The following is a 26,890-nucleotide window of genomic DNA, read 5'->3' on the forward strand; positions in this document are numbered from 1 at the left end:
TTCCTCCTGCTATACACGGAAATATAGCGGGTTCGGCACGAAAGGGGGATGCATCATGAGCAGGCAAACCACCATCCCGCTCCGCGAGCGGAACATCATTTTAATCGGCTTTATGGGAGCGGGGAAAACAACGATCGGGCAGCTGGTGGCGAAAAAGCTGTACCGCGATTTTATCGATGTCGACGCGGAAATCGAGCGGCGGCAAGGGATGTCGATTCCGGAGCTTTTCGCGCAAAAAGGAGAAGCGTATTTTCGAAAGGTGGAACGGGAACTCATCGTCGATTTATGCACAAATACAAGGTTGAAAATCCTTTCGCTTGGCGGCGGCGCGTATTTGCAGGAGGAGGTGCGGCGCGCATGCCTCGCTCATGGCATCGTCTTTTTCCTTGACTTGTCATGGGATTATTGGAAAGAGGAACGGCTGCCGCTCATTGTCGACAGCCGCCCGGTGCTGAAAAACAAAACGTTGGAAGAGGTGGAGCAGCTGTTTTTCCAGCGGCAGTCAGCTTACGCCCTCCATCATTCCCGCGTGGTGTTGAATGAGCTTGAGGCCGAACAGGCGGCCGAGCAAATTGTCGAGTCGATCAAATGGACGTGGGATGTATATGAACCAAATCGATAGATGGTCATGGCGAAAAGGCAGGCTCTTGTTGGGAGCTTGCCTTTTCGTGTTGGATGGCCGCATCGAAAGCTGGTGATGGAACGAGGAATGCAGCGCCGTTATCGCGGTTTTTCCCATAGCAGGTTTTGCGGACGCGGTCAAAGCGGTTCGGCGCTGGGGAGCCGGATCCGCTTGTCCTCACCTTGCGTTCAGTCTCACATCCTTGATCGGCAAGGGTGTGGATGTGAGTGATGGACGGACTCATGTTTTCGGAAGCCATCAGAGAGGCCTGTTTCGTGTCCGGGGATCGGACGTTGGGTCGCGTTCAGGGAGCGGAGGGAAGACGAACGACCCTGCGTTTCTTTTCTTTTTTGGGCAGAAATGCCTGTTTGTTCTTGCCGGACAAGCGCTCCTTTTGTTATAAGGAAGATACCGGGTGTGAGGGAGAGTGGGAAGATGGAGGAAAGGGCGTTCCGCTGGTTTTATGTATATATTGTCTTGGCGGTGCTGCTTCTGTCGGCGCCGTATTGGCTTTGGTGGCTGAAGCCATAACGATGATCCTTCAAGGCGGTCGTCTGTCCAAAAAAGAATTCGGCAAACAGGAGACAAAAGTTCAACCGGCCCTCAAGCAAAAACATGCTGGCGGCCGGTTGGCTTGTTTCTTTTTCGTTTTTAGGAGATTTCGTTTTGTCCAGCCCGGGAACGGAGTTTTCGTTCATGTTGGAGGGTTTTGCGGGCGAGGAAGTCAACCGTTTCCTGCGTTTCCGACCATTCAAGGCGCCAATAGTTCATTTTCGTTTCCAAGCGCTCAAATCGAGCATCCGTGCGTTTTTCCAGATCTAAAAGCTTTTGGTGCAACCGGTCTTCCGTCTCGCGGATTTTGGCATACAGCCGATTTTCTGTATCCTGAATCTCGGCGCGCAATCGATTTTCTGTATCTTGGATTTCGGCACGCAATCGGTTTTCTGTATCTTGGATTTCGACGCGCAATCGATCTTCCATTTCCTTCATTTGTTGACGGAGTTGACCGGAATGCAGGTCAAGCGCCTTTAGAATTTGCTGCACGATCGTTTCTCCTTCCATGAGTTTCACCTCCTTTACTCTGATCATAGCACATGGCCGGCATCGGGAAAATGAAAATCTAGTCCGCTCGTTTCATTTTTTCACCAAACCGTGGGCCGGACAGACAGCGGCGCGGTGGGCAAGTTTCATCTTTTCTTGCTCCCGGTGTTCGTCGCTGTGGCGCGGACGAACAATATTGATGCCGTATTGGTGTTCACATTGCTCTTAGCGACTTGGATGCTGATGAAGGCGGTGATGACGCAACGATGGACGTGGCTGGTTGGCAGTTTTGCGGTCGTCGGTATCGGGTTCAATATGAGAAAGATGAGACGGTGAAGTACATTGACTTCTCCCGCAATTTCGGCCATCAAATCGCGATTACAGCAGGAATGGATTACACCTCTGGCCAGGCTGTCATCATCATTGACGCCGACTTGCAAGATCCTCCTGAACTGATTTTGGACATGATTGCGCGTTGGAAAGAAGGGTATGATGTTGTCTATGCTCGGCGCGTCAAGCGGAAGGGGGAGACGTTGTTCAAGCGATGGACAGCGTATGTGTTCTATCGCTTGCTGCGGGCGGCGACCGAGATCGACATTCCCGCTGATGCCGGCGATTTTCGTCTCATTGACCGTAAAGTGTGTAATAAGTTACGCTATATGCGAGAGCGAAATCGTTTTGTCCGGGGGCTTGTCAGCTGGGTCGGTTTTCGGCACATAGCGGTGGAATACGAGCGAGAGCCGCGGCTGGCTGGGGAGACAAAGTATCCACTTAAGAAGATGATTCGTTTTTCGGTAGACGGCATTACGTCTTTTTCGCATAAGCCGCCCAAATTGGCGAGCTGGCTTGGGTTTGCTTTGTCGGCGGCAAGTGTGGTCGGCATGATGGCGGTATTGTACTTGAAATGGTTCACCCATTCGACCGTGGCCGGATGGGCATCGCTTTTGATAGTCATGCTGTTTTGCAACGGAGCGACGATGACGATGCTTGGAATTACCGGTGAATACATCGGCCGCATTTACGATGAAGTGAAAGAGCGGCCTCTATATATTATCAATGAAACATGGGGAGTCGGAATGAGACATGAACGAAAGCCTTCCTACCTTCCGTAAAGAAAAACAAGCCATATGGCGGTTTGCCGTCGTCGGGGTGGGCAATACGATGGTCGACTTCGCTGTCTTTTTTCTGCTCACCGCCGCGGGCGTTCCCACGGCCATCGCTCAGGTCGTGTCTTATGGCGCCGGGGTGGCGAACAGCTACGTTTGGAATCGGCGCTGGACGTTTCAAATGAAGCAAAGGGCGAATATTGGGGAATTGCTTCGGTTTCTTGCGGTCAACGGGCTGTCGCTTGGGGTGTCGCTTGTTGTCTTGTTGGCGGCCGAACGGCTTGGACCGCTTTGGCTCGCGAAAGGTGCGGCCACGATCATGGGCATGGCGGTGAATTTCATCGGCAGCCGCTGTTGGGTGTTTGCGGCACCGCGAAGCGAACGTTGACAGAAACAAATCTATAGGCGACGTCTTGCCCTCTACCTGGGGATGAAAACCATGGATTGCCGGCCAGGGATTTTCACAGAAAGGGCTCACGAGCAACGGTTTGCCCTCCACCCGGAGACGAACATCATCGCTTCCCGCATGGGATTTTCACGGAAAGGTCCATGAGCCGCGGTCCGCTCTCCACTCAGGGTGAAAATCATGGCTCGTCGGTGCGACATTTTCACAGAAACCCCGGGCGGCAATGCGTCAAGATGGCGACTTGATTTCCTTGCGTGCCGCTCGTGACGAACAAGGCGTCTTCTTTTCCAAGCATTTTGGCCGCCAACGCTTCTAAACGATTGAGGGTCGGATCTTCGCCGTATACGTCGTCGCCGACTTCGGCTTCCGACATCGCCCGGCGCATCTCTGGCGTCAGTTTGGTCACGGTATCGCTGCGAAAATCAATGAACGGCATCGTGGCCCCCCTTCTTTCCTAATCGTTGTATGCGTCAAAAGGACGGGAGCGCAGGGGCGGGGGTCCCGCTTCCCGCCCTTGGTTACACGGTTCGAATTTGCCCCGTCCCGTACACGAGCGATTTTGTCGTCGTGATGGCGACAAGCCCCATCGGCCCGCGGGCGTGCAGCTTTTGCGTGCTGATGCCGATTTCCGCCCCGTAGCCGAACTGTTCGCCGTCCGTGAAGCGGGTTGAGGCGTTATGGTACAAGACCGCCGCGTCGACCGCCTGGAAAAAGCGGCGGACGTTCACCTCGTTTTCCGTGATGATCGCTTCCGAGTGCTTCGTCCCGTAGCGGCGGATGTGGCCAATCGCCTCGTCGACATCGGCGACCAGTTTGACCGCTAAAATCGGCGCCAAATATTCCGTATACCAGTCATCTTCTGTTGCCTCGCTGATAAACGGATAGGCGGAGGCAAGACGTTGGTCGCCGCGCAATTCGACGCCGCGGGCGTGAAGCGTCTCAAGCAAGTCGGCGGCATATGGCCAACGCTCATGGATGAGCACCGTTTCGACGGCATTGCAGACCGATGGGCGCTGCAGTTTGGCGTTTAGGACGATCTCGATGGCCATTTGCCGCTCGGCTGATTCATCGACGAAAATATGACAGTTGCCGACGCCGGTCTCAAGCACCGGCACGGTGGCGTTTTCGACGACCGAGCGGATGAGCCCGGCTCCGCCGCGCGGGATGAGCACATCCAAGTAGTTGTTGAGACGGAACATACGCTGCGCCGTTTCCCGGCTCGTGTCTTCGAGCAGCTCAATGGCTGTTTCCGGGATGGCCGTTGTGCGAAGCGCCTCTTTCATAACGGCAACAAGCGCTTTGTTCGAATGAAGCGCTGATGTGCTGCCGCGAAGCAAAACTGCGTTGCCCGTTTTCAAGCAAAGGCTCGCCGCATCGACCGTCACGTTCGGGCGCGCTTCGTACACCATGCCAATGACCCCAAGCGGCACGCGCACCGTTTGGATGCGGAGCCCGTTCGGCCGCGTCCACTCTGCGATGATTTCTCCGACCGGGTCAGGCAGCGAGGCGACTTGGCGGACGCCGTCGATGATTTGGTCCAGGCGTTCATTGGTGAGTTGGAGCCGGTCAAGCAAAGCCGGCGACAGCCCTTGTTCGCGGCCTTGGGCCATATCTTTCTCGTTTTCTTGCAAAATGAAGGCGCGTTCGCGGTCAAGGGTTTGGGCGATCTGTTCCAGCGCCTCATTTTTTTCCTCCGCTGACAGCATGGCGAGCGTTTGTGAGGCGGTTTTCAACCGTTCGGCTTTTTCGAGCAGTTCGCTCATTTCGATACACTCTCCTTTCGCAACGTGACCCAATTGTCGCGGTGGATGACTTCCGGGCGGTGAAGGTAAGAGTATTGCCGGGCCTCTTCGCTCGGCCGCCCTTTCACTTTTTTCAAATCGGCGGCGGCGTAATACACTTGGCCGCGTCCGATCGTGATCCCTTTTTCATTGACGACATCCACGACATCCATCGCATGGAAGTCGCCGGAAACCGCTGTTACGCCAGCAGGGAGCAAACTTTTCCCACGCATAAGCAACGCTTCTTCAGCCCCGCTGTCGACCGTGATCATGCCGGCGACAGGAGCATGATAGGCAATCCATTGTTTGCGCATTTGCATTTGTTTCGGAAACGGAACGCCGATGTACGTGCCGTCTCCTTTTCCAGCTAAAATATCAGCCAGTTTTTCTCGGCCGCTTCCCGTGCCGATGAACACGCTGACGCCAAACGAAAGTGCTTTTCGAGCCGCGAGAAGCTTCGAGCGCATCCCGCCGGTGCCGACGGCTGAACCGATGCCGCCGGCGGCTTCGATCATCTCATCGGTGATTTCCGGCAAAAAGGCGTATTTTTTCGCCTGCGGATTCGTTTTCGGATTGGCGTCATACAACCCGTTAATGTCCGTAAGCAAAATGAGCGCATCAGCGTGCAAAAAGCCGGCGACAAGCGCCGAAAGCATGTCATTGTCGCCAAATGTCAATTCTTCGATGGAAACGGAGTCGTTTTCATTAATGATCGGCACGGCGCCGTTCTCAAGCAGTGTGGTGATTGTGGCAAACAAGTTGCGGAACCGCTCGCGGCTGTAAAAGTCGCTGCGCGTCAACAACAGCTGAGCGGCCGTAAAGCCGAATTGGGCGAACGCCGAGCTGTACGCCTGCATGAGCAAGCTTTGCCCGACGGCTGCGGCTGCCTGTTTCCCAGCGATTGTCGTCGGGCGCGCCGGGTAGCCTAAAGGTCCGAAACCAGCGGCGACAGCGCCGGACGTGATGAGAATGACGTCATGGCCGAGCTGTTTGAGATAAGCGATCGCCTCAACGTGATCGAACAGCTTGTCATGGCAAAGGCCGCCTTTCGGATCGGTGAGCGAGCTGCTGCCGATTTTGACCACCACGCGCTGCCGTTTCATCGCGTTCCTCCCTCCTTTGCGTGTTGAATGGCATGAGTTGGATCGCCTAGCCGCTCTGCGAAGCGGCCGGCCAATAAAAAACGCTTTTCCTCCTTTTTTGCAAAAGGACGGAAAAGCGTTCCGCGGTACCACCTTTTTTGGCGCACAAAGCGCCCACCTCTGGCCTGTAACGCAGGCGTGCGGCTTATGTTTGCATAAGCGGCCGTCTAGGGCAGGTTCAACCGGCTTCCCGCGAGGAACCTTCCAGCCTGTGGGTTCCACTCTCTGGCGCGTTCCCTCGGTTTACTAATCCCGTGCCGTTCTCGTTGTTTCATTGTCAAGGATAGACTTGCGATTTATAATTTGTAAGAAATTATGACGCCAAATGCTCCGGTTGTCAAGAGGAGCGGCTGATTTTTCTGACTCATTTTCGCAGAGTAGATCATGAAAACGCATTCAGAATAAGAGTCAGTCAAGACTTTGTGGAGAACATTTTTTCGGTTCACTACGGGCGTTGTCAATCACTAGTTAGCGAACCATTTTCAGGAATTAATATCGTAAGCGCTTTCGGACTCTCATCCCTCATCTTGAGGTGATGATATTGTATTCCATTTTTTTACACCCAACCACCATCCCGGAGCGCCGACAACGCTTGATGGATCGGCGTCCCGGATGACCGCTGCAGACACGGTAGATTCTGACGCACCACATCTGCCCATAACCGTCCGGCCTTCCGTTTGGCCTGTTCGATCCGCTTGGACTTTGTTGAGGCCGAGACGGCCGACTGGGGCTCTTGCTCCTCCCACCGTCCCTTTCTCCACCCGATCCCGTCGATTCGGGCTGCCATCGCCCTCAGAAACGCCCGAAGCCCTTGGTCTTTCCAGCTGCGGCGGGATTTCACCCGATGCGCAAACCGGCTCATCACGCTCTCGGCGTGGCCCATCGGACGCATGCCGGTCGTCTCCACCCCTTGCTCCGACAGCCACTCCCGATAGTCCCGGATGCATCCCGGCATCGACTCGATCCGGCGGATCATGGCAGCCATCTGCTTCTCTTTCGCTTCGTCCTCCAACGTGCCGACCGCGCTGTTCAGCTCGACCAAAAGTCCTTCTTCGTCTTGTTTCGCCAGCTTCTTCCGCACCTCCCGCCAACGCGGATGGCCGGACAGACACTGACGCAGCTCCCGCGCCACATGAAATCGATCCAGCTGAAAGCAGGCCCGCTTTCCAAAATACTCCCGGCAGGCTGTGATCCACGACGCCGCGTCGCCGTTGATGATCAAAAGGTCCCGGCACGGGTCATAGGCATATTCGTTCATCAGCCACTCTTCAAACCGTTCCCACACGTCTCCCTCCCCTTCATGGAGGTAGTGGCGCCGGTTCACGAGCTCGAGCTGCGAACCGTTTCGTTTCCATCCCTCGTGAACCGCCAGGATTTTCTCTTCTTTCGCCCGTTTCCCTTTCCCCTGGCGGGAAATAAACAGCCCATCCGCCTCCACAAATAGCACTCGGCCGTGCCGTTGGGAAACAGGGTGGTGCAGCGAGACAGGGGCCTCCAGCACCAGTTGGCGAATCGCCTCGTGGCTTAGGACCGCATACCCCACGATCGACTCCAACGTACGGGCTGCTTTGCGGTAGGAAGAGCACTCTACGGCCAACTCGACCGCCGTTTCCTCGAGGCAAGGGCTGATCGACTGCGCTCCATCAAAGCCCAGTTCGGCATCCAGCAAGAAGGTATACGCCCCCGCCTGCCGATCATAGTAGTAGTTCCGTCGAAACGTCACTTCTCCAAACAGCGTTTGGATCGTGGTCGGCCGTTTGTCTTTCAGCTGATACCGGCGCTTGTCCCGCGCTTCCGCCAGTTGTTGATCAATCTCCTCCAAAAGGGCCGCCAACAAGACAGCGAACACCTTTTGAAGAGTTCTGACTAATTGTTCCTCCAGCTCTTTTAATAAAGGCCATTCTGTGGTAAGATGTTTCATGGACTCTCTCCCTCCTGTTTTCGGTTGATGTTGACAATCACCATCATAGCAGGGAGAGAGTCCTTTTTTCACGACATTTGCTTTTTCTACCGCGCTTCGCTTGGTGGCCCCGACGAGCGTCGCGAACAAAAGTTCGCAACCCTCGTCGGGGATCATTTCGGAATGTCACCCACAAATATTTTACTCACACTCAGAATAAAGATAATTGTCTTTTTATTAGAAAAAGTGGTACAATACTAGCAACCTAGCAATCTGCACGATGGAGGGACCAGAATATGAAAAAGCGGCGCAGCGACATGATCAAAAAAGGATTTGACCGCGCCCCGCACCGGAGTTTGCTGCGGGCGGCCGGGGTGAAAGATGAGGATTTTGACAAACCGTTCATCGCGGTTGTCAATTCGTACATCGACATTATTCCGGGGCACGTTCACTTGCAAGAGTTTGGGAGAATCGTGAAAGAAGCGATTCGCGAAGCAGGCGGCGTGCCGTTTGAAATGAACACGATCGGCGTTGATGACGGCATCGCCATGGGGCATATCGGGATGCGCTATTCGCTTCCGAGCCGGGAAATCATCGCTGATTCGATCGAAACGGTCATCTCGGCGCATTGGTTTGACGGCATGGTATGCATTCCGAACTGCGACAAAATTACGCCAGGGATGATGATGGCGGCGATGCGGCTCAACATCCCGACGATTTTTGTCAGCGGCGGGCCGATGAAAGCTGGTGTGACGAAAGACGGGCGGAAAATTTCGCTCTCGTCCGTGTTTGAAGGGGTCGGGGCGTATTTAGGCGGAACGCTCGATGAGAAAGGGCTCGAAGAACTCGAACGCTACGGCTGTCCGACGTGCGGATCGTGTTCGGGCATGTTTACGGCCAACTCCATGAACTGTCTCGCTGAAGCGCTCGGGCTCGCTTTGCCGGGCAACGGCACCATTTTGGCGGTTGACCCAGCGCGCAAAGAGCTTGTCCGCCAATCGGCAAAGCAGCTGATGTATTTGATCGAACATGACATCAAACCGCGCGACATCGTAACGGAAAAAGCGATCGACAACGCGTTCGCGCTCGATATGGCGCTCGGCGGCTCGACGAATACGGTGCTGCATACGCTTGCGATCGCCAACGAAGCCGGCATCGACTACTCGCTTGAGCGCATCAACGAAATCGCGGCGCGGGTGCCGCATTTGGCCAAACTCGCGCCGGCGTCGGATGTGCATTACATTGAAGACTTGCACGAAGCCGGCGGCGTCTCGGCGGTGTTGAACGAGCTGGCGAAAAAAGAAGGCACGCTTCATTTAGATACGCTGACTGTCACCGGCAAAACACTCGGTGAAAACATCGCCGGCTGCCAAGTGAAAAACTACGATGTCATCCGCCCGATTGACAACCCGTATTCGGAAACGGGCGGGCTCGCCATTTTGTTCGGCAACTTAGCGCCGGACGGCGCCGTCATCAAAACCGGCGCGGTCCAAGGCGGCATCACGCGCCATGAAGGTCCGGCGATCGTGTTTGATTCGCAGGAAGAGGCGCTTGAAGGCATCGCCAGCGGCAAAATCAAGCCGGGTCATGTCGTCGTCATCCGCTACGAAGGACCAAAAGGCGGCCCAGGGATGCCGGAAATGCTTGCGCCAACGTCGCAAATCGTCGGCATGGGGCTCGGTACGAAGGTAGCGCTTGTCACCGACGGCCGCTTCTCCGGCGCCTCGCGCGGCTTGTCCGTCGGCCACGTTTCACCGGAAGCGGCGGAAGGCGGACCGATCGCTTTCATCCAAGACGGCGATATCATCGAGATCGATACGGTGAAACGAACGATCAACGTCAAGCTGTCCGATGAAGAGCTCGAACGCCGGAAAGCGAACTGGAAAGGCTTTGAACCAAAAGTGAAAACCGGGTATCTCGCCCGCTACTCGAAACACGTCACATCGGCGAGCACGGGGGGGATTATGAAGATTTAGCGGATTTCTGTAAGAGCGTTGTCCCCTTCCAAGCGCGCGAGGGACGCCATTAGACGATCAGGATCAAAAGAGGCGGTTTTTCCGCCTCTTTCATTTATTTTGGAAAGGAGCGTCCATCGCCTCCTTTTTTTACAGCTTTGTTGGTCTGAAAATATGTTGACATTTTCAAATATTTAGCCTATTTTAAAATTAGATATCATGATAAAACTATATAACGTTTGTATAACGTTATATAGTTTTGTATTTTCCATTTTTATGAAAGCGCTTTAAAAGAGGGGGCGGAAACGATGATTTTGCATGACATTGAGACGGCCGCACGCAGCGAACTGGAGGCGATCCAGCTTGTGAGGCTGCGGGCGACGGCGGAGCGTGTGTATGAGCGGGTGCCGTTTTACCGGCAACGGTTTGATGAAAAGGGAGTGAAGCCGGAGGATATTCGCACGCTTGAGGATGTACGCAAACTCCCGTTTACGACAAAACGGGATTTGCGGGACCATTATCCGTTTGGTTTGCTCGCGGTCGATCTTTCCCAATGCGTCCGTGTACACGCATCAAGCGGCACAAGCGGCAAACCGACGGTGGTCGCTTACACGAAACAGGACATTGACCATTGGGCCGACATTGTGGCGCGGGCGATTGTCATCGCTGGCGGGAAACCGGGGGATGTGATTCACAACGCCTATGGATACGGGCTGTTTACCGGCGGGCTCGGGCTGCATTATGGCAGCGAGCGGCTTGGGGCGGTGACGGTGCCGGTATCCGGAGGCAACACCGACCGGCAAGTGATGATCATTGAAGACTTTCAGCCGACCGTCATTTGCGCCACGCCGTCCTATGTATTGAACATTGCCGAGCGGATGAAAGAACTGGGCAAAGATCCGCGGCAAACATCGCTGAAATACGGCATCTTCGGTGCGGAACCGTGGTCCGAGGAAATGCGGCGCACGCTTGAAGAGACGTTTGATATGAAGGCATGTGATATTTACGGACTGAGTGAAGTGATCGGCCCGGGGGTGGCGATGGAGTGCCATGAAGCGCAAAACGGCCTCCATATCGCCGAGGACCATTTCCTTGTCGAAGTGATCGACCCGAAAACGCTCGAGCCGGTGGCGGAAGGGGAAGAAGGAGAGCTTGTTTTTACGAGCTTGACGAAAGAGGCGTTCCCGGTCATCCGCTACCGGACAGGCGATATCGCTTCCGTGACGAGAGAGCGTTGTGCTTGCGGGCGGACGACGGCGCGCATGTCGCGGGTCAAGGGGCGGGTTGATGATATGATCATCATCCGCGGCGTCAATGTGTTCCCGTCGGAAATTGAGCACCATCTGCTTCGCGTCTCGGAACTGGCTCCGCACTATCAGCTGCATCGTCTCCGCCACGGCCATTTGGAAGCGCTCGAGCTGCATGCGGAAGTGACCGATCGTTTTTACAGCGAGGTCGGCGGAGATTTGCAAAGCGAGCAGGCCGCTCTGCTTGCCCGGCGCATTCAGTCATTGTTGAAAACGCACTGTCTCATTTCGATTGACGTCCGTCTCCATTCGCCGAAAACGCTCCCGCGCTCGGAAGGGAAAGCGGTTCGCATCGTTGACCGCCGCCATCTTGAAGAGCCGCAATCCATCTGATAGAGAAAAAAACGATTGCAAAATATATGACATTAAAATATAATAACGTTAAACAAACGTTATATATTTTAAACGAGAGGTGGATGGGGGATGGCGGATATGATGACGTTCACCCGCCTGTCAGATGAGGAGAAATACGAACGGTTTATGCAGCGCATCGAGGCGGGGGAAAAAATCGAAGCCGATGACTGGATGCCGGATGAGTATCGGGTGACGCTGATCAAGCTCATTGCGATGCATGCGGTGAGTGAAATTATGGGAGCGCTTCCGGAAAAAGAATGGGTGCCGAAAGCGCCGTCGCTGCGCCGCAAGCTTGGCATCATGGCGAAAGTGCAGGATGAGATGGGGCACGGCCAGCTGCTGCTTCGGGTGGCGGAAGATTTGATGGCCCCGCTCGGCAAAACGCGGGAAGATATTATCGAAGATTTATTGAACGAACGGTTGAAGTTTCATAACGTGTTTCATATGCCAGCGCCGACATGGGCGGACGCCGGGTTGATCGGCTGGCTCGTCGACGGAGCGGCGATTATGACGCAGACGAACATGCTGGATGCCTCATACGGACCGTACGCGCGGGCGCTGAAGCGCATTTGCGCCGAGGAAGTGTTTCACGCCCAGCACGGCGAGTCGATCATTTTGGCGCTCGCCGAAGGGACGAAGGAGCAGAAAGAGATGCTGCAAGAGGCGCTCAACCGTTGGTGGGAGGCGTTGCTCATGTTTTTTGGCCCGCCGACGGCCGATACGACGGGAACTTCGAAGCAAGACATCACGATCAAATACCGCATCCGCACGAAAACGAATGAACAACTGCGCCAAGACTTCTTTACGAAATATGTGCCGCGCATTTGGGCGCTCGGACTGAAGATTCCTGATGAGACAATGCATTTTGACAAAGAGAAGGGTCAATGGATTTACCGGCAGCCGGATTGGGAGCGGTTTAAAGAAATCATCCGCAACAACGGGCCGAAGTCGCAGGAGCGGCTTGAGCTTCGGCGGACGGCGTATAAGCAGAACGCGTGGGTGCGGGAGGCGCTCAGCGCCGTACGGACGGCCGGATGAGGAGGGATGGCCATGGCGGGGAAAGAACAAGGATTTTATCAAGTGTTTGAAGTGTTCAGCCGCAAAGCGCCGGATGCGCCGATGCAGCATCAATTCAGTCTGCTTGCCCCCAATGAGGAGATCGCGCTCGTGATGGCGCAGGAAAACTTTATGCGCCGCGAGCCGGTCGCGGACCTTTGGGTCGTGAAGCGGGACTATATCCGGCGAATGAGTGAGGAGGAAAAAGCAACGCTCAAGCGGCTTGACAACAAAGATTACCGGTTGACGCGAGGATATGGGGATTTAAAGAAACGATGGCGCAAATATGAGCAAAACGTGCTTGACGAGAAGGAAATTTTGTCATGGAAAGGCGAGATTCGGCGATGAGCGAAAAACCGATTCACTTCCATCCAGACGGTCAAGAGGCGCTTGTCGAGCTATTGTTTCAGCTCGCGGATGATGATTTTTTGCTTGCCTACCGCGGCTCGGAATGGCTTGGGTTGGCGCCGCATATCGAGGAGGATATTGCGTTTTCTTCCATCAGCCAAGATACGATGGGGCATGCGGCCATGTATTATCAGCTGCTTGAAGATCTTGGCTGTGGATCAGCCGACGAACTGGCGCACGCACGTCCGGCTTCGGCCCGGCGCAATGCGGTTTTGCTCGAACGGGCGAACGGCCCGGGGCATTATTTGCGTGAGCCTCGCTATGATTGGGCGTTTACCGTTGTTCGCCAATATTTTTATACGCAGGCGAAGCGCGTCCGTCTCGAGTCGCTCACCAAAAGCAGCTATGCCCCGCTCGCGGAAGTGGCAGCGAAAATTCAAGTGGAGCTGCACTACCATTTGCTTCATTGGCATACGTGGTTTGTCCAGCTGACGAATGCCCCTTTGGAAGCGCGGACGCGAATGACCAAAGCCATTCAGGATGTGGCCGCTGATTTTGCCGGCGTATTGACGCTCGGGGCGAAAGGAACGGAAATGGTGCGGTGGGGGCTGATTGATGAGGAAAAGGTGCTGACGGAAAACACGATTGCCGCGCTGGCGCCGGCGTTTGCCGAAGTGGGGCTTGATTGGCCGATGCCGTTTGGCATGAAACATGGCAACGGCCGCAACGGCGAACATACGCCGGATTTGGACGAAGCGCTGGCGACGTTGTCAGAAGTATACCGCGCCGTCCCGCATGCGATATGGTAATGTCCGCGCCGCTGTTGGCCAACGTGCGGCGTTGGGCATGACGCCTCTTTGTGACGGCGAAGTGTTTGTTGAAGGAGCAAAACGGCGCAGCATTGGCGGCACTAGGCAGCCAAAGCGGGAAAAACGGCAGCGGGTTGGAAACTGTGAGGGAGAACCATGACAAATGAAGAGGTTTGGAAAGCGTTAGAAACGGTGAAAGACCCAGAAATTCATTCGATTAGCATTGTCGATCTTGGGATGGTGGAACAGGTTGACGTTCGGGATGGAGCGGTCTCGGTCTGTCTGCTGCCGACGTTTCTCGGGTGTCCGGCGCTTGATATCATCCGCACTCGGGTTGAGGAAGCGGTGAAGCAAGCAGGGGCCTCGGCGGTGACGGTTGAGTTTCTCCGCCATCCGCCGTGGACGTCCGACCGGATCAGCGAAGCCGGACGGGAGCGGCTGAAGCAGTTTGGCATCGCTCCGCCGCCGCGGCAAATGCCGTCAGGGGCATGGCAAGTGGCGTGTCCATATTGCGGGGCGGAGCGGACCGTCATGGAAAATTTGTTTGGCCCGACCGCCTGCCGCAGCATTTTCTACTGCAAACAATGCAAAAATCCGTTTGAGGCGATGAAGCCCGTATTAATTTCAGGATAAGAAAAGGGGAAGGGGACGTTCGTGATGTTTAAAATGATCGCCTTGTACAAACAGCCGAAAGATAAGGAGCAGTTTGACGCCCATTATTATGGGACGCATGTGCCGTTGACGGAAAAAATTCCTGGCCTCCGAAAAATCAAGGTGACGAAAATTACGGGGACGCCGATGGGGACGGAAAGCGAGTATTATTTGTTGTGTGAAATGTATTACGATAGTCAAGAGGCGTTTCAAGAGGCGATGAAAACGAAAGAAGCGAAGGCATCGGCAAAAGATGTCATGTCATTTGCCGGCGACCTCGTCACCTTTATGGTCGGTGAGGAAGTGGAACATGAGTGAGTTTGTTTCCATTGCGGCGCGTCAAGAGGGAGCGGTCGGCATCATCGAGCTCGCCCGTCCTGATGTATTGAATGCGCTGAGCCGTCAAATGGTGGCGGAAATCGTTGCGGCAGTGGAAGCGTTTGATCGGAATGAGAAGGTGCGTGTCATTGTGTTGACCGGGCGTGGACGGGCGTTTGCGGCTGGGGCGGATATTCAAGAGATGGCAAAAGATGACCCCATTCGTCTTGAGTGGCTGAACCAGTTTGCCGATTGGGATCGCCTGTCCATCGTGAAAACGCCGATGATCGCCGCTGTGAACGGGTTGGCGCTAGGGGGAGGTTTTGAGCTGGCGCTTTCGTGCGACTTGATTGTCGCGTCGTCGGCGGCCGAATTTGGCTTTCCAGAAGTGAACCTTGGCGTCATGCCAGGTGCGGGAGGCACGCAGCGGCTGACAAAGCTCATCGGTCCGAAGCGGGCGCTCGAGTGGCTTTGGACTGGGGCGCGTATGTCGGCGAAAGAAGCCGAGCAGCTGGGGATTGTCAACCGCGTCGTCAGCCCGGAGCTTTTAATGGAAGAAACGATGAGGCTGGCCGGGCGTCTCGCTGAACAGCCGCCTTTGGCTCTCCGGCTGATCAAAGAGGCGGTGCAGAAAGCGGTCGACTATCCGCTGTATGAAGGCATGCAATTTGAGCGGAAAAACTTTTACCTATTGTTCGCCTCGGAAGACCAAAAAGAAGGAATGGCGGCATTCCTCGAAAAACGAAAGCCGCGCTTCCAAGGAAAATAAGGGGGGCGTTCGATGTACGAAACGATCCGTTATGAAGTGAAGGGACAAGTCGCCTGGCTGACGCTCAACCGCCCTGATCAGCTCAATGCGTTTACGGAACAAATGAACACTGAAGTGACAAAGGCGCTAAAACAAGCAGGGGCGGATCCAAACGTCCGCTGCGTGGTGATCACAGGCGCCGGCCGGGCGTTTTGTGCGGGGGAAGATTTGAGCGGCGTGACGGAAGAAATGGACCATGGCGACGTGCTGCGCTCCCGATACGCGCCGATGATGAAAACGCTTCATCATCTTGAAAAACCGGTTGTCGCGGCGGTGAACGGGGCGGCGGCCGGCGCGGGCATGAGCTTGGCGCTGGCGTGTGATTTCCGGCTTCTCTCGGAAAAGGCGAGTTTCGCTCCCGCGTTTATTCACGTCGGTCTTGTGCCGGACGCGGGCCATCTCTACTATTTGCCGCGTCTTGTCGGGAGGGCGAAGGCGCTTGAGCTTGCGGTGCTCGGGGAAAAAGTGACCGCCGAGGAAGCAGCTGCGCTCGGACTGGCGACAAAGGTGATTCCTCTCTCTGATTGGGAGGAGGAAGTAAAGCAGTTTGCCGAGCGGCTCTCTGCCATGCCAACGAAGGCGATTGGACTCATCAAACGGCTGCTTCGCGAAAGCGAGGAAACGACGTTTGACCGCTACCTCGAACGGGAAGCGGAATGCCAGCGCATTGCGGGATTGACATCCGACCACCGCGAAGGCGTCAAAGCGTTCTTTGAAAAACGAAAACCACTATTCCAAGGAAACTAAGCAAGGGGGAAAAAACGATGGCGACTGTCAAACAAAAGAAAATGGAACCGATGCCGACCAAACGTGATTTCTATCATTTGATTGTGAACGGGGAGCGGGTCGAAAGCGCCTCGGGCGAAACATTTGTGGTGACCAATCCGGCCACTGGCGAACCGGTCGCCCGCGTCGCCAAAGGGACGCGCGAGGATGCCGAACGGGCGGTGCAGGCGGCAAGGCAAGCGTTTGACCGTGGGAAATGGCGTCATTTTCCGGTGCAAAAACGGGCGCGCATCTTGTACCAAATTGCGGCCATCATGCGCGAACGTTTTAATGAATTGGTGGAATTGGAAATTTTGAATACCGGCAAAGCGTTGTCGGCTGCTCAAGGGCAAGTGATGCAGGCGATTGAAGACTTTGAATTTTTCGCCGGGGCGATCATTGGGCACCGCGGGGCGGTCAACCCGATGCCGGGCGCGTTTCACAACTATACAGAAAAAGAGCCTGTCGGTGTGTGCGCCCAAATCATTCCTTGGAACTATCCGCTCATGATGGCGGCTTGGAAAATCGCGCCTGCCATTGCCGCTGGATGCTCGGTCGTCGTTAAACCGGCGTCGCTGACGCCGCTCACCTGCCTTGTGCTGGCGGAAATTTGCCATGAGGCCGGCGTGCCGGAAGGGGTCGTCAATGTGGTGACGGGCGCCGGAGCGGAAGTTGGGGACTATTTGGTCGAACATCCGCTCGTCGACAAAGTGGCGTTTACCGGATCGACGCCGGTGGGGAAGGAAATTATGGAGAAGGCGTCGAAAACATTAAAACGGGTGACGCTCGAGCTGGGGGGCAAATCGCCAAGCCTTGTGTTTGCGGACGCTGATTTAGAAGCCGCTGTCGCCGGCTCATTGTTCGGCATTTTCTACAACAGCGGCCAATCGTGCGAGGCGCGTTCCCGCTTGTATGTGCATGAAAGCATCTATGACGCGTTTATGGAAGCGTTCGTGGCCAAAACGAAGCAGCTGAAACTCGGCGACCCGTTTGATGCCGGCACGCATGTTGGGGCGATCATCAGCCGCGGGCAGCTGGAAGTGATTGACGAATACGTGCAATCGGCTGTCGCCGACGGAGCGACGGTCGCCGCCGGGGGAAAAGAGGCGGTTGTCGCTGGGTTTGAAAACGGTTACTGGTATGAGCCGACGATTTTGACGAACGTGAACCATCAAATGAAAGCGGTTCGTGAAGAAATTTTCGGACCGGTTGTCGTCGTGATGAAATTCCGCGATGAAGCCGAAGCCATTGAATTGGCGAACGACAGCGACTATGGACTGGCCGCCGCGATTTGGACGAAAGATCATGGCCGCGCCGTTCGCGTAGCGAAACAGCTGCGCTCCGGCATTGTCATGGTCAACAGCCCATTCTCCGCTTTCCCAGGCACGCCGTTTGGCGGCTACAAACAGTCCGGATTTGGGCGTGAGCTGTCTGTCGAGGCGCTTGATTTGTACACAGAAACGAAAAGCGTGCTGTCGTATTACGGTCCGCGTCCGCTTAATCCGTTTGGCGTCTAAGATTTTCTCCGTTTTGCGTTTGCTACTATACGAGAGCGGGTCGCGTCCTTGGAAGCAACGTTCAGTTTGCCGCCCTTGAAGGCAAGAGCCGGTTAGGGCAAGCGTGGAGAGACACGCCCGCTCGTTTGCCGAGCACCCCGTCGCTCGTGATGGGGTGCCCATTCATTTGACGGCGTCCGCTGCTTGGCGAAAGGCACGCCGGCTTGATGCATCAGCCGTCATATGCGAAAGCAGGAGAGGGGGAAGACGATGATCGAACGCCTTGTTGTCGTCGGCAGCGGCGTGATGGGGAGAGGCATTGCTTATGTCGGCGCTGTCGGCGGGTTCCAGACGACCTTAGTGGACATTAAGCAAGAACAATTGGAGAGCGCCCAGAAGGAGATTGCTTCGATTTTTGAACAAGCGGTCGCTCGAGGGAAATTGACCGACAGCGAGCGGCAAGAAGCCGAGGCGCGCCTGTCGTATTCACTTGATTTGGCGGCCGCTGTGCGCGATGCCGATTTGGTGATCGAGGCGGTGCCGGAAAAGCTTGAATTGAAAAAGCAAGTGTTCGAGACGATTGACGCCCATGCACCGGCGTCGTGCTATTTTGCGACGAATACATCCACCATGAGTCCGACCGAAATCGGTTCGTTCACGAAGCGGCCGGAGCGGGTGATCGCCATGCATTTTTTCAATCCGGTTCATAAAATGAAGCTTGTGGAAATCATCCGTGGCCTTGAGACGAGCGACGAAACGGCGCAAGTGGCCAAAGAAGCGGCCGAGCGAATGGGAAAAGAGACAGTGGTTGTCAATGAATTTCCTGGATTTGTCACGAGCCGGATCAGCGCCCTTGTCGGCAATGAAGCGTTTTACATGCTGCAAGAAGGGGTCGGGACGCCCGAAGAGATCGACAAGGCGATCAAGCTCGGCCTCAATTTCCCGATGGGGCCGTTTGAGCTCGCTGATTTAGTTGGGCTTGATACGAGATTGAACAACTTAAAATATTTGCACGAAAAACTCGGAGAAAAATACCGCCCGGCGCCGCTTTTGGAGCAATACGTCAAAGCGGGGCGGCTTGGCCGCAAAACCGGCCGCGGCGTCTATGACTATACGAATCGGGAAAACAGCTGATTCGCTGGAAAAGGAAGGGAGAGAACATGGGCAGAGAAGTCGTGATTGTGGATGCGGTGCGCACACCGATTGGCCGCTACAAGGGCGCGCTAAAAGAAGTCAGGCCGGATGATTTGGCGGCTGTTGTCATTCGAGCGCTCATCGAGCGAAATCCGAATGTGCCGGTCGAGCAAATTGATGACGTTGTCTTTGGAAACGCCAACCAAGCCGGCGAGGACAACCGAAACGTCGCCCGCATGGCGGCGCTGTTGGCCGGGCTGCCGATTGAGGTCGCAGGGGTGACGGTCAATCGGCTGTGCGGTTCAGGGCTTGATGCGGTCAATTATGCGGCGCGGGCGATTTTGGCCAATGAGGCCGATATCATGATCGCCGGCGGCGTGGAAAGCATGACGCGCGCCCCGTTTGTCATGGCCAAACCGTCAAGCGATTTTCCGCGCGGCAACATCGAGATGTATGACACAACGATCGGTTGGCGCTTTATCAATCCGAAAATGCACGAAATGTATGGCACCGACAGCATGCCGCAAACGGCGGAAAATGTGGCGAAGCGATTCGGCATTACGCGCGAGGCGCAAGATGAGTTTGCTTACGAAAGCCAAATGAAAGCGAAACAAGCGATCGAAACGAATCGGTTTGCCGATGAACTCGTGCCGGTCGTTTATCACGATCGAAAAGGCAACCGCGTTGTCGTCGATAAAGACGAGCATCCGCGTCCGGATACGACGCTTGAGAAACTGGCGAAGCTGCCCCCATTGTTTGAAAACGGCACGGTGACGGCCGGCAACTCTTCCGGCGTCAACGACGGGGCGGCGGCGCTGCTAGTCATGAGCGCAGAGAAGGCGAAGGAACTCGGCCTCAAGCCGCTGGCGGTTTATGTCACTTCGGCTGTCGCCGGCGTCGAACCGGCGGTGATGGGGATAGGCCCGATTTTTGCGACACGCAAAGCGTTGCGCCGCGCAGGGTTGTCGCTTGACGACATCGGACTTGTCGAGCTGAACGAGGCGTTTGCCTCGCAAGCGCTGGAATGCATCCGGCAGCTTGAGCTCGATCGGGCGAAAGTGAACGTCAACGGGGGAGCGATTGCCCTTGGCCATCCGCTTGGCGCGAGCGGCGCCCGCATTTTGACGACATTGATTTACGAAATGCGAAAACGCGGCGTCACCTATGGCTTGGCAACGATGTGCATCGGCGTCGGCCAAGGAATCGCGACGATTGTGAAAAACGCGGACGAACGGTGAGAGCGCCTTGTCTTCGTTCGGCGGAAAGGATGGTTATGTTCAGACGACGGCCCGTCATACAGCCGGTCTGGTTGAATGACGTCTGCCTAAGTTGATGAAGCTGCCGAAGCTGCGGCCGCATGTTTGCATGCCGTTGAGAGCCGCCTGCTTTTTTAGCGGTGCGGCTCTTTTTTATTCCTTTTGTTTTTTCGTCCGTCTTGCCAGCGTGATAAAAGTTTGTTACGATTATATTTCGAAAACAAGATAAAGGGAGCCCATTCACAATGAACACACGCTCAATGATCTTTACGATTTACGGCGACTACATCCGCCATTACGGCGGTGAAATTTGGATCGGGAGCCTAATCCGCCTCCTCCGCGAGTTCGGCCATAACGACCAGGCGGTGCGGGCGGCGGTGTCGCGCATGAGCAAACAAGGCTGGATTCGCGCGGAAAAACGCGGCAATAAAAGCTACTATTCGCTCACGGAACGCGGCGTCAAGCGGATGGAAGAAGCGGCGCGGCGCATTTACAAAACGCGCCCCGAGCATTGGGACGGGAAATGGCGCATTCTCATCTATACGATTCCTGAGGATAAGCGGCATTTGCGCGATGAACTGCGAAAGGAGCTTGTTTGGAGCGGGTTCGGCACGATTTCCAACAGCTGCTGGATTTCACCGAATAATTTGGAGCAACAAGTGTACGACTTGATCGACAAGTATGACATCCGCCCGTATGTCGACTTCTTTCTTGCCGAATACGATGGACCGCATACGAATAAGCAGCTTGTGGAAAAGTGCTGGAACTTAGAAGAGATCAACCAAAAATACGAGCAGTTTATTGCGGTCTACAGTCAAAAATATGTGATTGACAAACATAAAATCGAGCGCGGCGAAATGTCGGACGCGGAATGTTTTGTCGAGCGGACGAAGCTCGTCCATGAATACCGAAAATTTTTGTTCATCGACCCCGGCTTGCCGGAAGAGCTGTTGCCGAATGAGTGGATGGGAAGCCATGCGGCCGCCTTGTTCAACGACTATTATCAACAACTCGCGGCACCGGCCAGCCGTTTCTTTGAAGCGGTGTTTCAAGAAGGGGCAGAGCTTGACAAAAAAGAAGAGGAAGAGATATCGGTGGAATGAACCGGGATGCACGGCGCAACAACAGCTGTGCATCCTGTTTGACGTTCATGGAACGTTCGGTACGGCAACGTGGAAGAAGCATGTTGTCGTCCAAACGATCATCATTGGTGTGGACGCCCACCAATCGTTGTCGATTTTTCATCGCTGTGGGGCGCGGCGTTGACTTACGGCAGTCTTCACTGGTGAAAATAGGCTTCAAAGGAAATTCATACGGTTAAATTGGTGTTCGTTTTTTCTTCGTTATATAAATCAACCATTCGCATCTTCTAAAAAATATGGTATCGTTTATATATAACGTATTTTTCACGGGGTGTGAATATAATGAATGATGTTTGTCGTTTGCTTGATCTTCGTTATCCGATCATTCAAGGGGGGATGGGCAACATCAGCAACGCCGAGCTGGCGAGCGCCGTATCGGAAGCGGGGGGGCTTGGAACGATCGGAGCCGGAACGATGACGCCCGATGAGGTGGAGGCGCTGATTATTGAAACGAAGCGGCGCACCAACCGTCCGTTTGCTGTGAACATCCCGCTGCAGGTGACGCCGCACGCCGCGGAGATCGCCGAGCTTGTCATCAAACATCAAGTACCGGTCGTTTCGCTTTCAGCTGGCAATCCGGCGCCGTGGATTCCACGTTTTGCGGAACATGGCATCAAGGTGATCGTCGTCGTCGCCTCGGTCAGCCAAGCGAAAAAAGCGGAAGCGGCTGGAGCGGATCTCGTCGTCGCTGAGGGGTATGAGGCGGCGGGAATCAACTCGCCGCTCGAGCTGACGACGATGACGCTCATTCCGCAAGTCGTCAGCGCCGTCCGCATTCCTGTCATCGCTGCCGGCGGCATCGGCGATGGGCGCGGGCTGCTTGCCGCGCTGGCTCTCGGCGCCCAAGGGGTGCAGCTCGGCACCAGGCTTGTGGCCACGAAGGAAGCGCCGTTTCATGAAGCGTATAAACAGCGGCTTGTCGAGGCAAAGGAAAATGAAACGGTCATTGTCGGCCGTTCGGTCGGGCGCATCCGCCGCGTCATGCGCACGCCGTATGTCGAGAAGCTGCTGGAGTATGAACAGCAAGGCATGCCGCTCGAGCAGTTTCAAGAATATACATCGGAGGATCGTCATCGCCGCGGCGCCCTCCTCGGCGATTTCCATGAAGGATTTATCAACGCGGGGCAAATCGCTGGCCTCATCGATGGCGTGCCAACGGTGGCCGAGCTGTTTGAACAAATGATGACAGAAGCCAAAACGCAGTGGCAATCATTATCCACACTATTTCGCTGATCGAACGAAGACGCCTGTCAAACGGCGTCTTTTTTTGGCGATGAAAAATTGGTTGATAGAGGATTGACACTAACAATGAACATCGTTACTATAAAAATAGTATTACGTTATTTTAACGTGATAATATTTTTTGTTATATTAACTTGAAAACGCTTTCAAGCGGTGAAGCAAAGGAGAGGGGAAGCGATGAATGTCATGCTATCGCCAAACATGTCACAAAGATTGGATTTGTTTTTCCAAATGCGTGAACATGAACAGGTGGTGTTTTGTCTCGATGAAGCGACCGGCCTAAGGGCGATCATCGCCATTCATAGCACGGCTCTTGGGCCGGCGCTCGGCGGCTGTCGGATGCATCCGTATGCCACGACGGAAGAGGCGCTCGCCGATGCGCTTCGGCTGTCGAAAGGGATGACGTATAAATGCTTGGCTGCCGATGTCGATTTTGGCGGCGGCAAGGCGGTGATCATCGGCGATCCGCGCAAAGACAAATCGCCGGAATTGTTTCGCGCTTTCGGCCAGTTCGTGGAGTCATTAGGCGGCCGGTTTTACACGGGCACGGATATGGGGACGACGCCGGACGATTTTGTGCACGCGCTGAAAGAGACGAATTGCATCGTCGGCGTTCCGGAAGCGTATGGCGGAAGCGGCGACTCATCCGTGCCGACCGCCGAGGGCGTTGTTTACGGCATTCAGGCGACGAACGATGTTGTGTTTGGCAGCAAGCATTTGCATGGCAAAACGTATGCGGTGCAAGGGCTCGGAAAAGTCGGAAAAAAAGTGGCGCTTCGTTTGCTTGAAGAAGGGGCGGATCTGTATGTGTGCGATTTGAACGAAGCGGCAGTCAAAGAGGTCGTGGCGTACGGCAAGCAAATCGGGGCGTCCGTCAAGCCGGTGAACGGAACGGATATTTATCGCGTCGAAGCCGATGTGTTCGTCCCGTGCGCATTTGGCGGCGTCATCAACGATGAAACGATCGCCGAGCTGCGAGTGAAAGCGGTCGTCGGTTCGGCGAACAATCAGCTGGCTGACAAACGCCACGCCCGTATGTTGAAAGAAAAGGGCATCATGTATGCCCCCGATTATATCGTCAACGCCGGCGGCCTCATTCAAGTGGCCGATGAACTGTACGGAGCGAACAAAGAGCGGGTGCTGGCGAAAACGAAAGCGATTTATGATACGCTGCTCGCCATTTATGCGCGGGCTGAATCGGAAGGAATAACGACGATCGAGGCAGCCGATCAATTTTGCGAAGAGCGGCTCGAGAAACGCAAACGCCGCAATCATTTTTTCACGCACCAAAAGCGGCCGAAGTGGGATATTCGACGTTAATGCCGAGTCTATCCATATGAAAAAATGTCTGAAAATACGTAATATAATACCTTATTTTTTAATTCAGAGAAAAATCCTTTTGGAAAGCAGCGATCAAAGAGGCGAGGAGGAATCATTCATGAAACAAGCGATCAAACGATTCGCGATACCGGTCGTTTTCGGAGTTTTGGCGCTCTCAGGCTGTGGGGGAGAAGAGAAGGCCGCGACGAACGGTGCGAAAGAAGATGGAAAGCAGAAAACGTTTACGATTGGCGTCACCCAAATCATTCAACATCCATCGTTAGATGCTGCCTTCAATGGATTTAAAAAGGCGCTCGAAGACGGGGGATTTAAAGAGGGGAAAAATGTTCGGTACAATATCCAAAATGCCCAAGGCGACATGAATAACAGCCAAACGATCGCCAATAACTTTGTATCGGATGGGGTTGACCTTATTTTTGCCAACTCGACTCCGAGCGCGCAAAGTGCGCTCAATGCGACGAAAGACATTCCCATTGTGTTTACATCCGTGACGGATCCGGTCGGCGCCGGTTTAGTTCCATCGATGGACAAGGCAGGGGAAAACATCACGGGAACAACGGACAGCCATCCCGATGCGATTCGCAAAACGATTCAATTCATCGATGAGCAAACGGATGCGAAAACCGTTGGGCTTATTTATAACGCGGGCGAACAAAACTCGTTGGCGCAAATTGAAAAAGTGAAGGAAGCGGCGAAACATACGGATTTGAAGTTGGTGGAAGCCTCCGTTTCGACCACAGCCGAGGTGAAACAGGCGGCAGAGTCGTTAGTTGGCAAGGCAGATGTGTTTTACATCGTGACGGACAACACCGTTGTATCTGCCATTGAATCGGTTGTCAGCGTTGCCAACGAGAAAAAAATCCCTGTTTTTACGGGAGAGCTCGATTCATTAAAACGAGGCTGTTTTGCGGCGTATGGGTTTGATTACTACGATATCGGCTATCAAGCGGGGCAAATGGCAGTCGCCATTTTAAAAGGAGAAGCCAAACCATCAGAGATCAAACCAGAATATCCGAAAAAATTAAAATTGGTGATCAATAAACAAGCAGCGGAAAAACAAGGAATCAAACTGAAGCCTGAATGGGATCAAATGGCGGAATACATCGAATGAAAGGATGAGTGCTGTTGCTGGCGTCCATCACGGGAGCAGTGGAATCGGGACTGATTTACGCCATTATGGCGCTGGGAGTGTATTTGTCGTTTCGTGTGTTGGATTTCCCTGATTTAACCGTGGACGGCAGCTTTGTGACAGGAGCTGCTGTGGCGGCGACGTTGATTGTCAACGGGATCAATCCGTTTGTGGCGACGTGTCTGGCGCTTTTCGTTGGATTCGCTGCCGGGTGTATGACCGGGCTTCTTCATACAGCAGGGAAGGTCAATCCGCTTTTGTCGGGCATTTTAATGATGATTGCGCTTTATTCGATCAATCTTCGCATCATGGGGCGTTCGAACGTGCCGCTTTTGAATGAGAAGACGGTTTTTACAACCATTCAAGAATGGGGGACGAAAATCGGACTTGACTCGGCCGCGGCGAAAACATGGGGAATTCTCCTGTCGATGACGTTGCTTGCTCTTTTGTTTAAATGGTTCACAGACTGGTTTTTACAGACGGAAATTGGGCTTGCGATTCGGGCGACGGGCGATAATCCGCGCATGATTCGCAGCCTGTCGGCGAACACCAATTTGCTCATTGTCTTAGGGTTGGGCCTTTCCAATGCCATGGTCGCGTTCTCGGGGGCGCTTGTTGCCCAGTACGGCGCGTTTGCCGATGTCGGGATGGGAATTGGCATGATCATTATCGGTCTGGCTTCTGTCATTATCGGCGAAGCGGTATTTGGAACGAAAACGATCGCGCGAGCCACGCTTGCCGTGATCGGTGGAGCGATCATTTACCGCATTGTTGTGAGTCTCGCTTTGCGCGTCCAATTTCTCGAAACAGGGGATGTGAAGCTCATTACGGCATGCATTGTCATTTTGGCGCTCGTTGTTCCGCAAATGGTTCGTCAACAAAAAGAGAAAAAACGCAAAGAAGAAAAAAGATGGAATCGAGCGCAGGTGATGGACGTTGCCGCAACGGGAAAGGGTGAGGCGGATGTTGCAGTTAAAAGGGATTTATAAAGTGTTTCATGAGGGAACGCCTGACGAAAAGATCGCGCTCCAAAACATTCATTTAACACTTCGAAAAGGAGATTTTGTCACTGTGATCGGCAGCAACGGAGCAGGAAAATCAACCTTGATGAATTTGATTTCAGGAGTGTTGTTTCCTGATGAAGGGACGATTTGGATTGACGGTCAAGATGTCACCATGATGCCGGAATACGTCCGCTCCCGCTATATCGGAAGGGTGTTTCAAGATCCGATGGCCGGAACGGCGCCAAACATGACGATTGAGGAGAATTTGGCGATGGCGTATACACGCAATCAAAAGCGCACGCTCCGCCGCGGAGTGACGAAAAAACGGCGCGATGATTTTCGCGAGTTGCTCTCCACCCTTCATCTCGGTTTAGAAAACCGTCTTCAGGCGAAAGTCGGCTTGCTCTCGGGCGGAGAGCGGCAGGCGTTGTCTTTGCTTATGGCGACCTTCACTGAACCTGCCATTTTGCTGCTCGATGAACATACAGCGGCTCTCGATCCAGCCAGAGCGGAGTTGATCACCAACTTAACAAAAGAGATTGTGGAGCGATATCGATTGACGACCTTGATGGTCACCCATAATATGCAGCAGGCCATCGATTTAGGAAACCGCCTCATCATGATGGATAAAGGGCAGATCATTTTCGAAGTGGATGAGAATGAAAAGAAAAGCTTAACGGTAGAAAAGTTGCTCGCAGAATTCCAACGCATTCGCGGGGAACAGCTCGCAAGCGATCGTGCGGTATTGAGCTGATCGATCAGCCATTCAAATACCAT

Annotated in this window: 27 protein-coding genes and 1 pseudogene; 23 read left to right on the plus strand and 5 right to left on the minus strand. The window is 54.4% G+C overall.

The window, feature by feature from the left end; genetic code table 11:
- Window positions 1-55 precede the first annotated feature (55 nt).
- Window positions 56-622, plus strand: a complete 567-nt coding sequence (locus CWI35_RS00140) for a shikimate kinase (protein ID WP_119877348.1) — start codon at window positions 56-58, stop codon at window positions 620-622.
- Window positions 623-1,273: 651 nt separating this feature from the next.
- Here the strand turns inward: CWI35_RS00140 and CWI35_RS00145 are convergent.
- The gene (locus tag CWI35_RS00145; RefSeq protein WP_020278605.1) at window positions 1,274-1,684 is read right to left on the minus strand and encodes a hypothetical protein; all 411 of its coding nucleotides are present in this window, start codon (window positions 1,682-1,684) and stop codon (window positions 1,274-1,276) included.
- Between the two features lie 156 nt (window positions 1,685-1,840).
- Here CWI35_RS00145 and CWI35_RS00150 point away from each other — a divergent pair, with 156 nt between their 5' ends.
- Genes CWI35_RS00150 through CWI35_RS00160 form a run of 3 tightly spaced genes read left to right on the plus strand, consistent with a single transcriptional unit; the run spans window position 1,841 to window position 3,157 of the window.
- Window positions 1,841-1,999, plus strand: coding sequence for a glycosyltransferase family 39 protein (locus tag CWI35_RS00150; protein WP_240432189.1), 159 nt, complete (start codon window positions 1,841-1,843; stop codon window positions 1,997-1,999).
- Window positions 1,930-2,775: a glycosyltransferase gene (locus tag CWI35_RS00155; protein ID WP_119877349.1), complete on the plus strand. Its 846-nt coding sequence runs from the start codon at window positions 1,930-1,932 to the stop codon at window positions 2,773-2,775. The genes CWI35_RS00150 and CWI35_RS00155 overlap by 70 nt, the downstream gene beginning before the upstream one ends.
- Entirely contained in the window at window positions 2,747-3,157 is a 411-nt protein-coding gene (locus tag CWI35_RS00160; protein ID WP_011231537.1) for a GtrA family protein, read from the plus strand. Before CWI35_RS00155 ends, CWI35_RS00160 begins: the two co-directional genes overlap by 29 nt.
- Before the next feature lie 229 nt (window positions 3,158-3,386).
- Here the strand turns inward: CWI35_RS00160 and CWI35_RS00165 are convergent.
- The 4 genes and pseudogenes from CWI35_RS00165 to CWI35_RS00180 form a co-directional block, all read right to left on the minus strand.
- Window positions 3,387-3,611: pseudogene (locus tag CWI35_RS00165) on the minus strand (beta-eliminating lyase-related protein); the annotation flags it as partial.
- An 82-nt stretch (window positions 3,612-3,693) separates the two neighbouring features.
- Window positions 3,694-4,938 (minus strand): glutamate-5-semialdehyde dehydrogenase, encoded by a 1,245-nt coding sequence (locus tag CWI35_RS00170; protein ID WP_011231535.1) that lies wholly within the window; start codon window positions 4,936-4,938, stop codon window positions 3,694-3,696.
- Entirely contained in the window at window positions 4,935-6,059 is a 1,125-nt protein-coding gene (gene proB, locus CWI35_RS00175; protein ID WP_011231534.1) for a glutamate 5-kinase, read from the minus strand. The genes CWI35_RS00170 and proB overlap by 4 nt, the downstream gene beginning before the upstream one ends.
- A gap of 595 nt (window positions 6,060-6,654) precedes the next feature.
- Window positions 6,655-8,019: an ISLre2 family transposase gene (locus CWI35_RS00180; RefSeq protein ID WP_119877350.1), complete on the minus strand. Its 1,365-nt coding sequence runs from the start codon at window positions 8,017-8,019 to the stop codon at window positions 6,655-6,657.
- Between the two features lie 275 nt (window positions 8,020-8,294).
- Here CWI35_RS00180 and ilvD point away from each other — a divergent pair, with 275 nt between their 5' ends.
- The 19 genes from ilvD to CWI35_RS00280 all read left to right on the plus strand — a co-directional run bounded on the left by ilvD (window position 8,295) and on the right by CWI35_RS00280 (window position 26,867).
- Window positions 8,295-9,974 carry a dihydroxy-acid dehydratase gene (ilvD, locus tag CWI35_RS00190; RefSeq protein WP_023633537.1) on the plus strand — a complete coding sequence of 560 codons (1,680 nt, stop codon included), beginning with the start codon at window positions 8,295-8,297 and terminating at the stop codon, window positions 9,972-9,974.
- 287 nt (window positions 9,975-10,261) lie between these two features.
- Complete coding sequence (gene paaK, locus CWI35_RS00195) at window positions 10,262-11,593, plus strand: phenylacetate--CoA ligase PaaK (RefSeq protein WP_011231531.1); 1,332 nt, start codon at window positions 10,262-10,264, stop codon at window positions 11,591-11,593.
- A 90-nt stretch (window positions 11,594-11,683) separates the two neighbouring features.
- The gene (gene paaA, locus CWI35_RS00200) at window positions 11,684-12,652 is read left to right on the plus strand and encodes a 1,2-phenylacetyl-CoA epoxidase subunit PaaA (protein WP_119877352.1); all 969 of its coding nucleotides are present in this window, start codon (window positions 11,684-11,686) and stop codon (window positions 12,650-12,652) included.
- 12 nt (window positions 12,653-12,664) lie between these two features.
- Entirely contained in the window at window positions 12,665-13,018 is a 354-nt protein-coding gene (paaB, locus tag CWI35_RS00205) for a 1,2-phenylacetyl-CoA epoxidase subunit PaaB (RefSeq protein WP_042380853.1), read from the plus strand.
- A complete protein-coding gene (paaC, locus tag CWI35_RS00210; RefSeq protein ID WP_011231528.1) occupies window positions 12,994-13,827 on the plus strand; it encodes a 1,2-phenylacetyl-CoA epoxidase subunit PaaC in 834 nt (277 codons plus the stop codon). The genes paaB and paaC overlap by 25 nt, the downstream gene beginning before the upstream one ends.
- A gap of 156 nt (window positions 13,828-13,983) precedes the next feature.
- On the plus strand, window positions 13,984-14,460 hold the full coding sequence (paaD, locus tag CWI35_RS00215; RefSeq protein ID WP_011231527.1) for a 1,2-phenylacetyl-CoA epoxidase subunit PaaD: 477 nt from the start codon (window positions 13,984-13,986) through the stop codon (window positions 14,458-14,460).
- A gap of 24 nt (window positions 14,461-14,484) precedes the next feature.
- Complete coding sequence (locus tag CWI35_RS00220; protein ID WP_011231526.1) at window positions 14,485-14,796, plus strand: EthD family reductase; 312 nt, start codon at window positions 14,485-14,487, stop codon at window positions 14,794-14,796.
- Window positions 14,789-15,565, plus strand: a complete 777-nt coding sequence (locus CWI35_RS00225) for an enoyl-CoA hydratase/isomerase family protein (protein WP_011231525.1) — start codon at window positions 14,789-14,791, stop codon at window positions 15,563-15,565. The genes CWI35_RS00220 and CWI35_RS00225 overlap by 8 nt, the downstream gene beginning before the upstream one ends.
- A gap of 12 nt (window positions 15,566-15,577) precedes the next feature.
- Window positions 15,578-16,351 carry an enoyl-CoA hydratase-related protein gene (locus CWI35_RS00230; RefSeq protein WP_014196082.1) on the plus strand — a complete coding sequence of 258 codons (774 nt, stop codon included), beginning with the start codon at window positions 15,578-15,580 and terminating at the stop codon, window positions 16,349-16,351.
- 17 nt (window positions 16,352-16,368) lie between these two features.
- Window positions 16,369-17,886 (plus strand): aldehyde dehydrogenase family protein, encoded by a 1,518-nt coding sequence (locus tag CWI35_RS00235; protein ID WP_011231523.1) that lies wholly within the window; start codon window positions 16,369-16,371, stop codon window positions 17,884-17,886.
- Between the two features lie 249 nt (window positions 17,887-18,135).
- Window positions 18,136-18,999: a 3-hydroxyacyl-CoA dehydrogenase gene (locus CWI35_RS00240; protein WP_021321741.1), complete on the plus strand. Its 864-nt coding sequence runs from the start codon at window positions 18,136-18,138 to the stop codon at window positions 18,997-18,999.
- Window positions 19,000-19,025: 26 nt separating this feature from the next.
- Window positions 19,026-20,237: an acetyl-CoA C-acyltransferase gene (locus CWI35_RS00245; protein WP_011231521.1), complete on the plus strand. Its 1,212-nt coding sequence runs from the start codon at window positions 19,026-19,028 to the stop codon at window positions 20,235-20,237.
- Between the two features lie 263 nt (window positions 20,238-20,500).
- On the plus strand, window positions 20,501-21,358 hold the full coding sequence (gene paaX / locus CWI35_RS00250; protein ID WP_011231520.1) for a phenylacetic acid degradation operon negative regulatory protein PaaX: 858 nt from the start codon (window positions 20,501-20,503) through the stop codon (window positions 21,356-21,358).
- Complete coding sequence (locus tag CWI35_RS00255) at window positions 21,321-21,521, plus strand: hypothetical protein (protein ID WP_011231519.1); 201 nt, start codon at window positions 21,321-21,323, stop codon at window positions 21,519-21,521. The genes paaX and CWI35_RS00255 overlap by 38 nt, the downstream gene beginning before the upstream one ends.
- 158 nt (window positions 21,522-21,679) lie before the next feature.
- Window positions 21,680-22,630 (plus strand): NAD(P)H-dependent flavin oxidoreductase, encoded by a 951-nt coding sequence (locus CWI35_RS00260; RefSeq protein WP_014196078.1) that lies wholly within the window; start codon window positions 21,680-21,682, stop codon window positions 22,628-22,630.
- Between the two features lie 186 nt (window positions 22,631-22,816).
- Entirely contained in the window at window positions 22,817-23,959 is a 1,143-nt protein-coding gene (locus CWI35_RS00265) for a Leu/Phe/Val dehydrogenase (protein ID WP_014196077.1), read from the plus strand.
- A 118-nt stretch (window positions 23,960-24,077) separates the two neighbouring features.
- The gene (locus CWI35_RS00270; RefSeq protein ID WP_014196076.1) at window positions 24,078-25,091 is read left to right on the plus strand and encodes an ABC transporter substrate-binding protein; all 1,014 of its coding nucleotides are present in this window, start codon (window positions 24,078-24,080) and stop codon (window positions 25,089-25,091) included.
- A 14-nt stretch (window positions 25,092-25,105) separates the two neighbouring features.
- Window positions 25,106-26,098: an ABC transporter permease gene (locus CWI35_RS00275; protein WP_023633546.1), complete on the plus strand. Its 993-nt coding sequence runs from the start codon at window positions 25,106-25,108 to the stop codon at window positions 26,096-26,098.
- A complete protein-coding gene (locus CWI35_RS00280; RefSeq protein WP_020278618.1) occupies window positions 26,073-26,867 on the plus strand; it encodes an ABC transporter ATP-binding protein in 795 nt (264 codons plus the stop codon). Before CWI35_RS00275 ends, CWI35_RS00280 begins: the two co-directional genes overlap by 26 nt.
- Window positions 26,868-26,890 lie beyond the last annotated feature (23 nt).

It is taken from the genome of [Bacillus] caldolyticus (genome assembly GCF_003595605.1).
Lineage (GTDB): Bacteria > Bacillota > Bacilli > Bacillales > Anoxybacillaceae > Geobacillus > Geobacillus thermoleovorans.

What these genes read in the sequence shown, in the direction of transcription:
- CWI35_RS00220 (WP_011231526.1), top strand. Translation starts at nt 14,485, where the DNA reads ATGTTTAAAATGATCGCCTTGTACAAACAGCCGAAAGATAAGGAGCAG.
- CWI35_RS00145 (WP_020278605.1), bottom strand. Translation starts at nt 1,684, where the DNA reads ATGGAAGGAGAAACGATCGTGCAGCAAATTCTAAAGGCGCTTGACCTG.
- CWI35_RS00270 (WP_014196076.1), top strand. Translation starts at nt 24,078, where the DNA reads ATGAAACAAGCGATCAAACGATTCGCGATACCGGTCGTTTTCGGAGTT.
- CWI35_RS00180 (WP_119877350.1), bottom strand. Translation starts at nt 8,019, where the DNA reads ATGAAACATCTTACCACAGAATGGCCTTTATTAAAAGAGCTGGAGGAA.
- paaB (WP_042380853.1), top strand. Translation starts at nt 12,665, where the DNA reads ATGGCGGGGAAAGAACAAGGATTTTATCAAGTGTTTGAAGTGTTCAGC.
- paaA (WP_119877352.1), top strand. Translation starts at nt 11,684, where the DNA reads ATGGCGGATATGATGACGTTCACCCGCCTGTCAGATGAGGAGAAATAC.
- CWI35_RS00230 (WP_014196082.1), top strand. Translation starts at nt 15,578, where the DNA reads ATGTACGAAACGATCCGTTATGAAGTGAAGGGACAAGTCGCCTGGCTG.
- paaC (WP_011231528.1), top strand. Translation starts at nt 12,994, where the DNA reads ATGGAAAGGCGAGATTCGGCGATGAGCGAAAAACCGATTCACTTCCAT.
- CWI35_RS00260 (WP_014196078.1), top strand. Translation starts at nt 21,680, where the DNA reads ATGAATGATGTTTGTCGTTTGCTTGATCTTCGTTATCCGATCATTCAA.
- CWI35_RS00140 (WP_119877348.1), top strand. Translation starts at nt 56, where the DNA reads ATGAGCAGGCAAACCACCATCCCGCTCCGCGAGCGGAACATCATTTTA.
- paaD (WP_011231527.1), top strand. Translation starts at nt 13,984, where the DNA reads ATGACAAATGAAGAGGTTTGGAAAGCGTTAGAAACGGTGAAAGACCCA.
- CWI35_RS00245 (WP_011231521.1), top strand. Translation starts at nt 19,026, where the DNA reads ATGGGCAGAGAAGTCGTGATTGTGGATGCGGTGCGCACACCGATTGGC.
- CWI35_RS00170 (WP_011231535.1), bottom strand. Translation starts at nt 4,938, where the DNA reads ATGAGCGAACTGCTCGAAAAAGCCGAACGGTTGAAAACCGCCTCACAA.
- CWI35_RS00265 (WP_014196077.1), top strand. Translation starts at nt 22,817, where the DNA reads ATGAATGTCATGCTATCGCCAAACATGTCACAAAGATTGGATTTGTTT.
- CWI35_RS00225 (WP_011231525.1), top strand. Translation starts at nt 14,789, where the DNA reads ATGAGTGAGTTTGTTTCCATTGCGGCGCGTCAAGAGGGAGCGGTCGGC.
- proB (WP_011231534.1), bottom strand. Translation starts at nt 6,059, where the DNA reads ATGAAACGGCAGCGCGTGGTGGTCAAAATCGGCAGCAGCTCGCTCACC.
- paaK (WP_011231531.1), top strand. Translation starts at nt 10,262, where the DNA reads ATGATTTTGCATGACATTGAGACGGCCGCACGCAGCGAACTGGAGGCG.
- CWI35_RS00280 (WP_020278618.1), top strand. Translation starts at nt 26,073, where the DNA reads ATGTTGCAGTTAAAAGGGATTTATAAAGTGTTTCATGAGGGAACGCCT.
- paaX (WP_011231520.1), top strand. Translation starts at nt 20,501, where the DNA reads ATGAACACACGCTCAATGATCTTTACGATTTACGGCGACTACATCCGC.
- CWI35_RS00160 (WP_011231537.1), top strand. Translation starts at nt 2,747, where the DNA reads ATGAACGAAAGCCTTCCTACCTTCCGTAAAGAAAAACAAGCCATATGG.
- ilvD (WP_023633537.1), top strand. Translation starts at nt 8,295, where the DNA reads ATGAAAAAGCGGCGCAGCGACATGATCAAAAAAGGATTTGACCGCGCC.
- CWI35_RS00235 (WP_011231523.1), top strand. Translation starts at nt 16,369, where the DNA reads ATGGCGACTGTCAAACAAAAGAAAATGGAACCGATGCCGACCAAACGT.
- CWI35_RS00155 (WP_119877349.1), top strand. Translation starts at nt 1,930, where the DNA reads ATGGACGTGGCTGGTTGGCAGTTTTGCGGTCGTCGGTATCGGGTTCAA.
- CWI35_RS00240 (WP_021321741.1), top strand. Translation starts at nt 18,136, where the DNA reads ATGATCGAACGCCTTGTTGTCGTCGGCAGCGGCGTGATGGGGAGAGGC.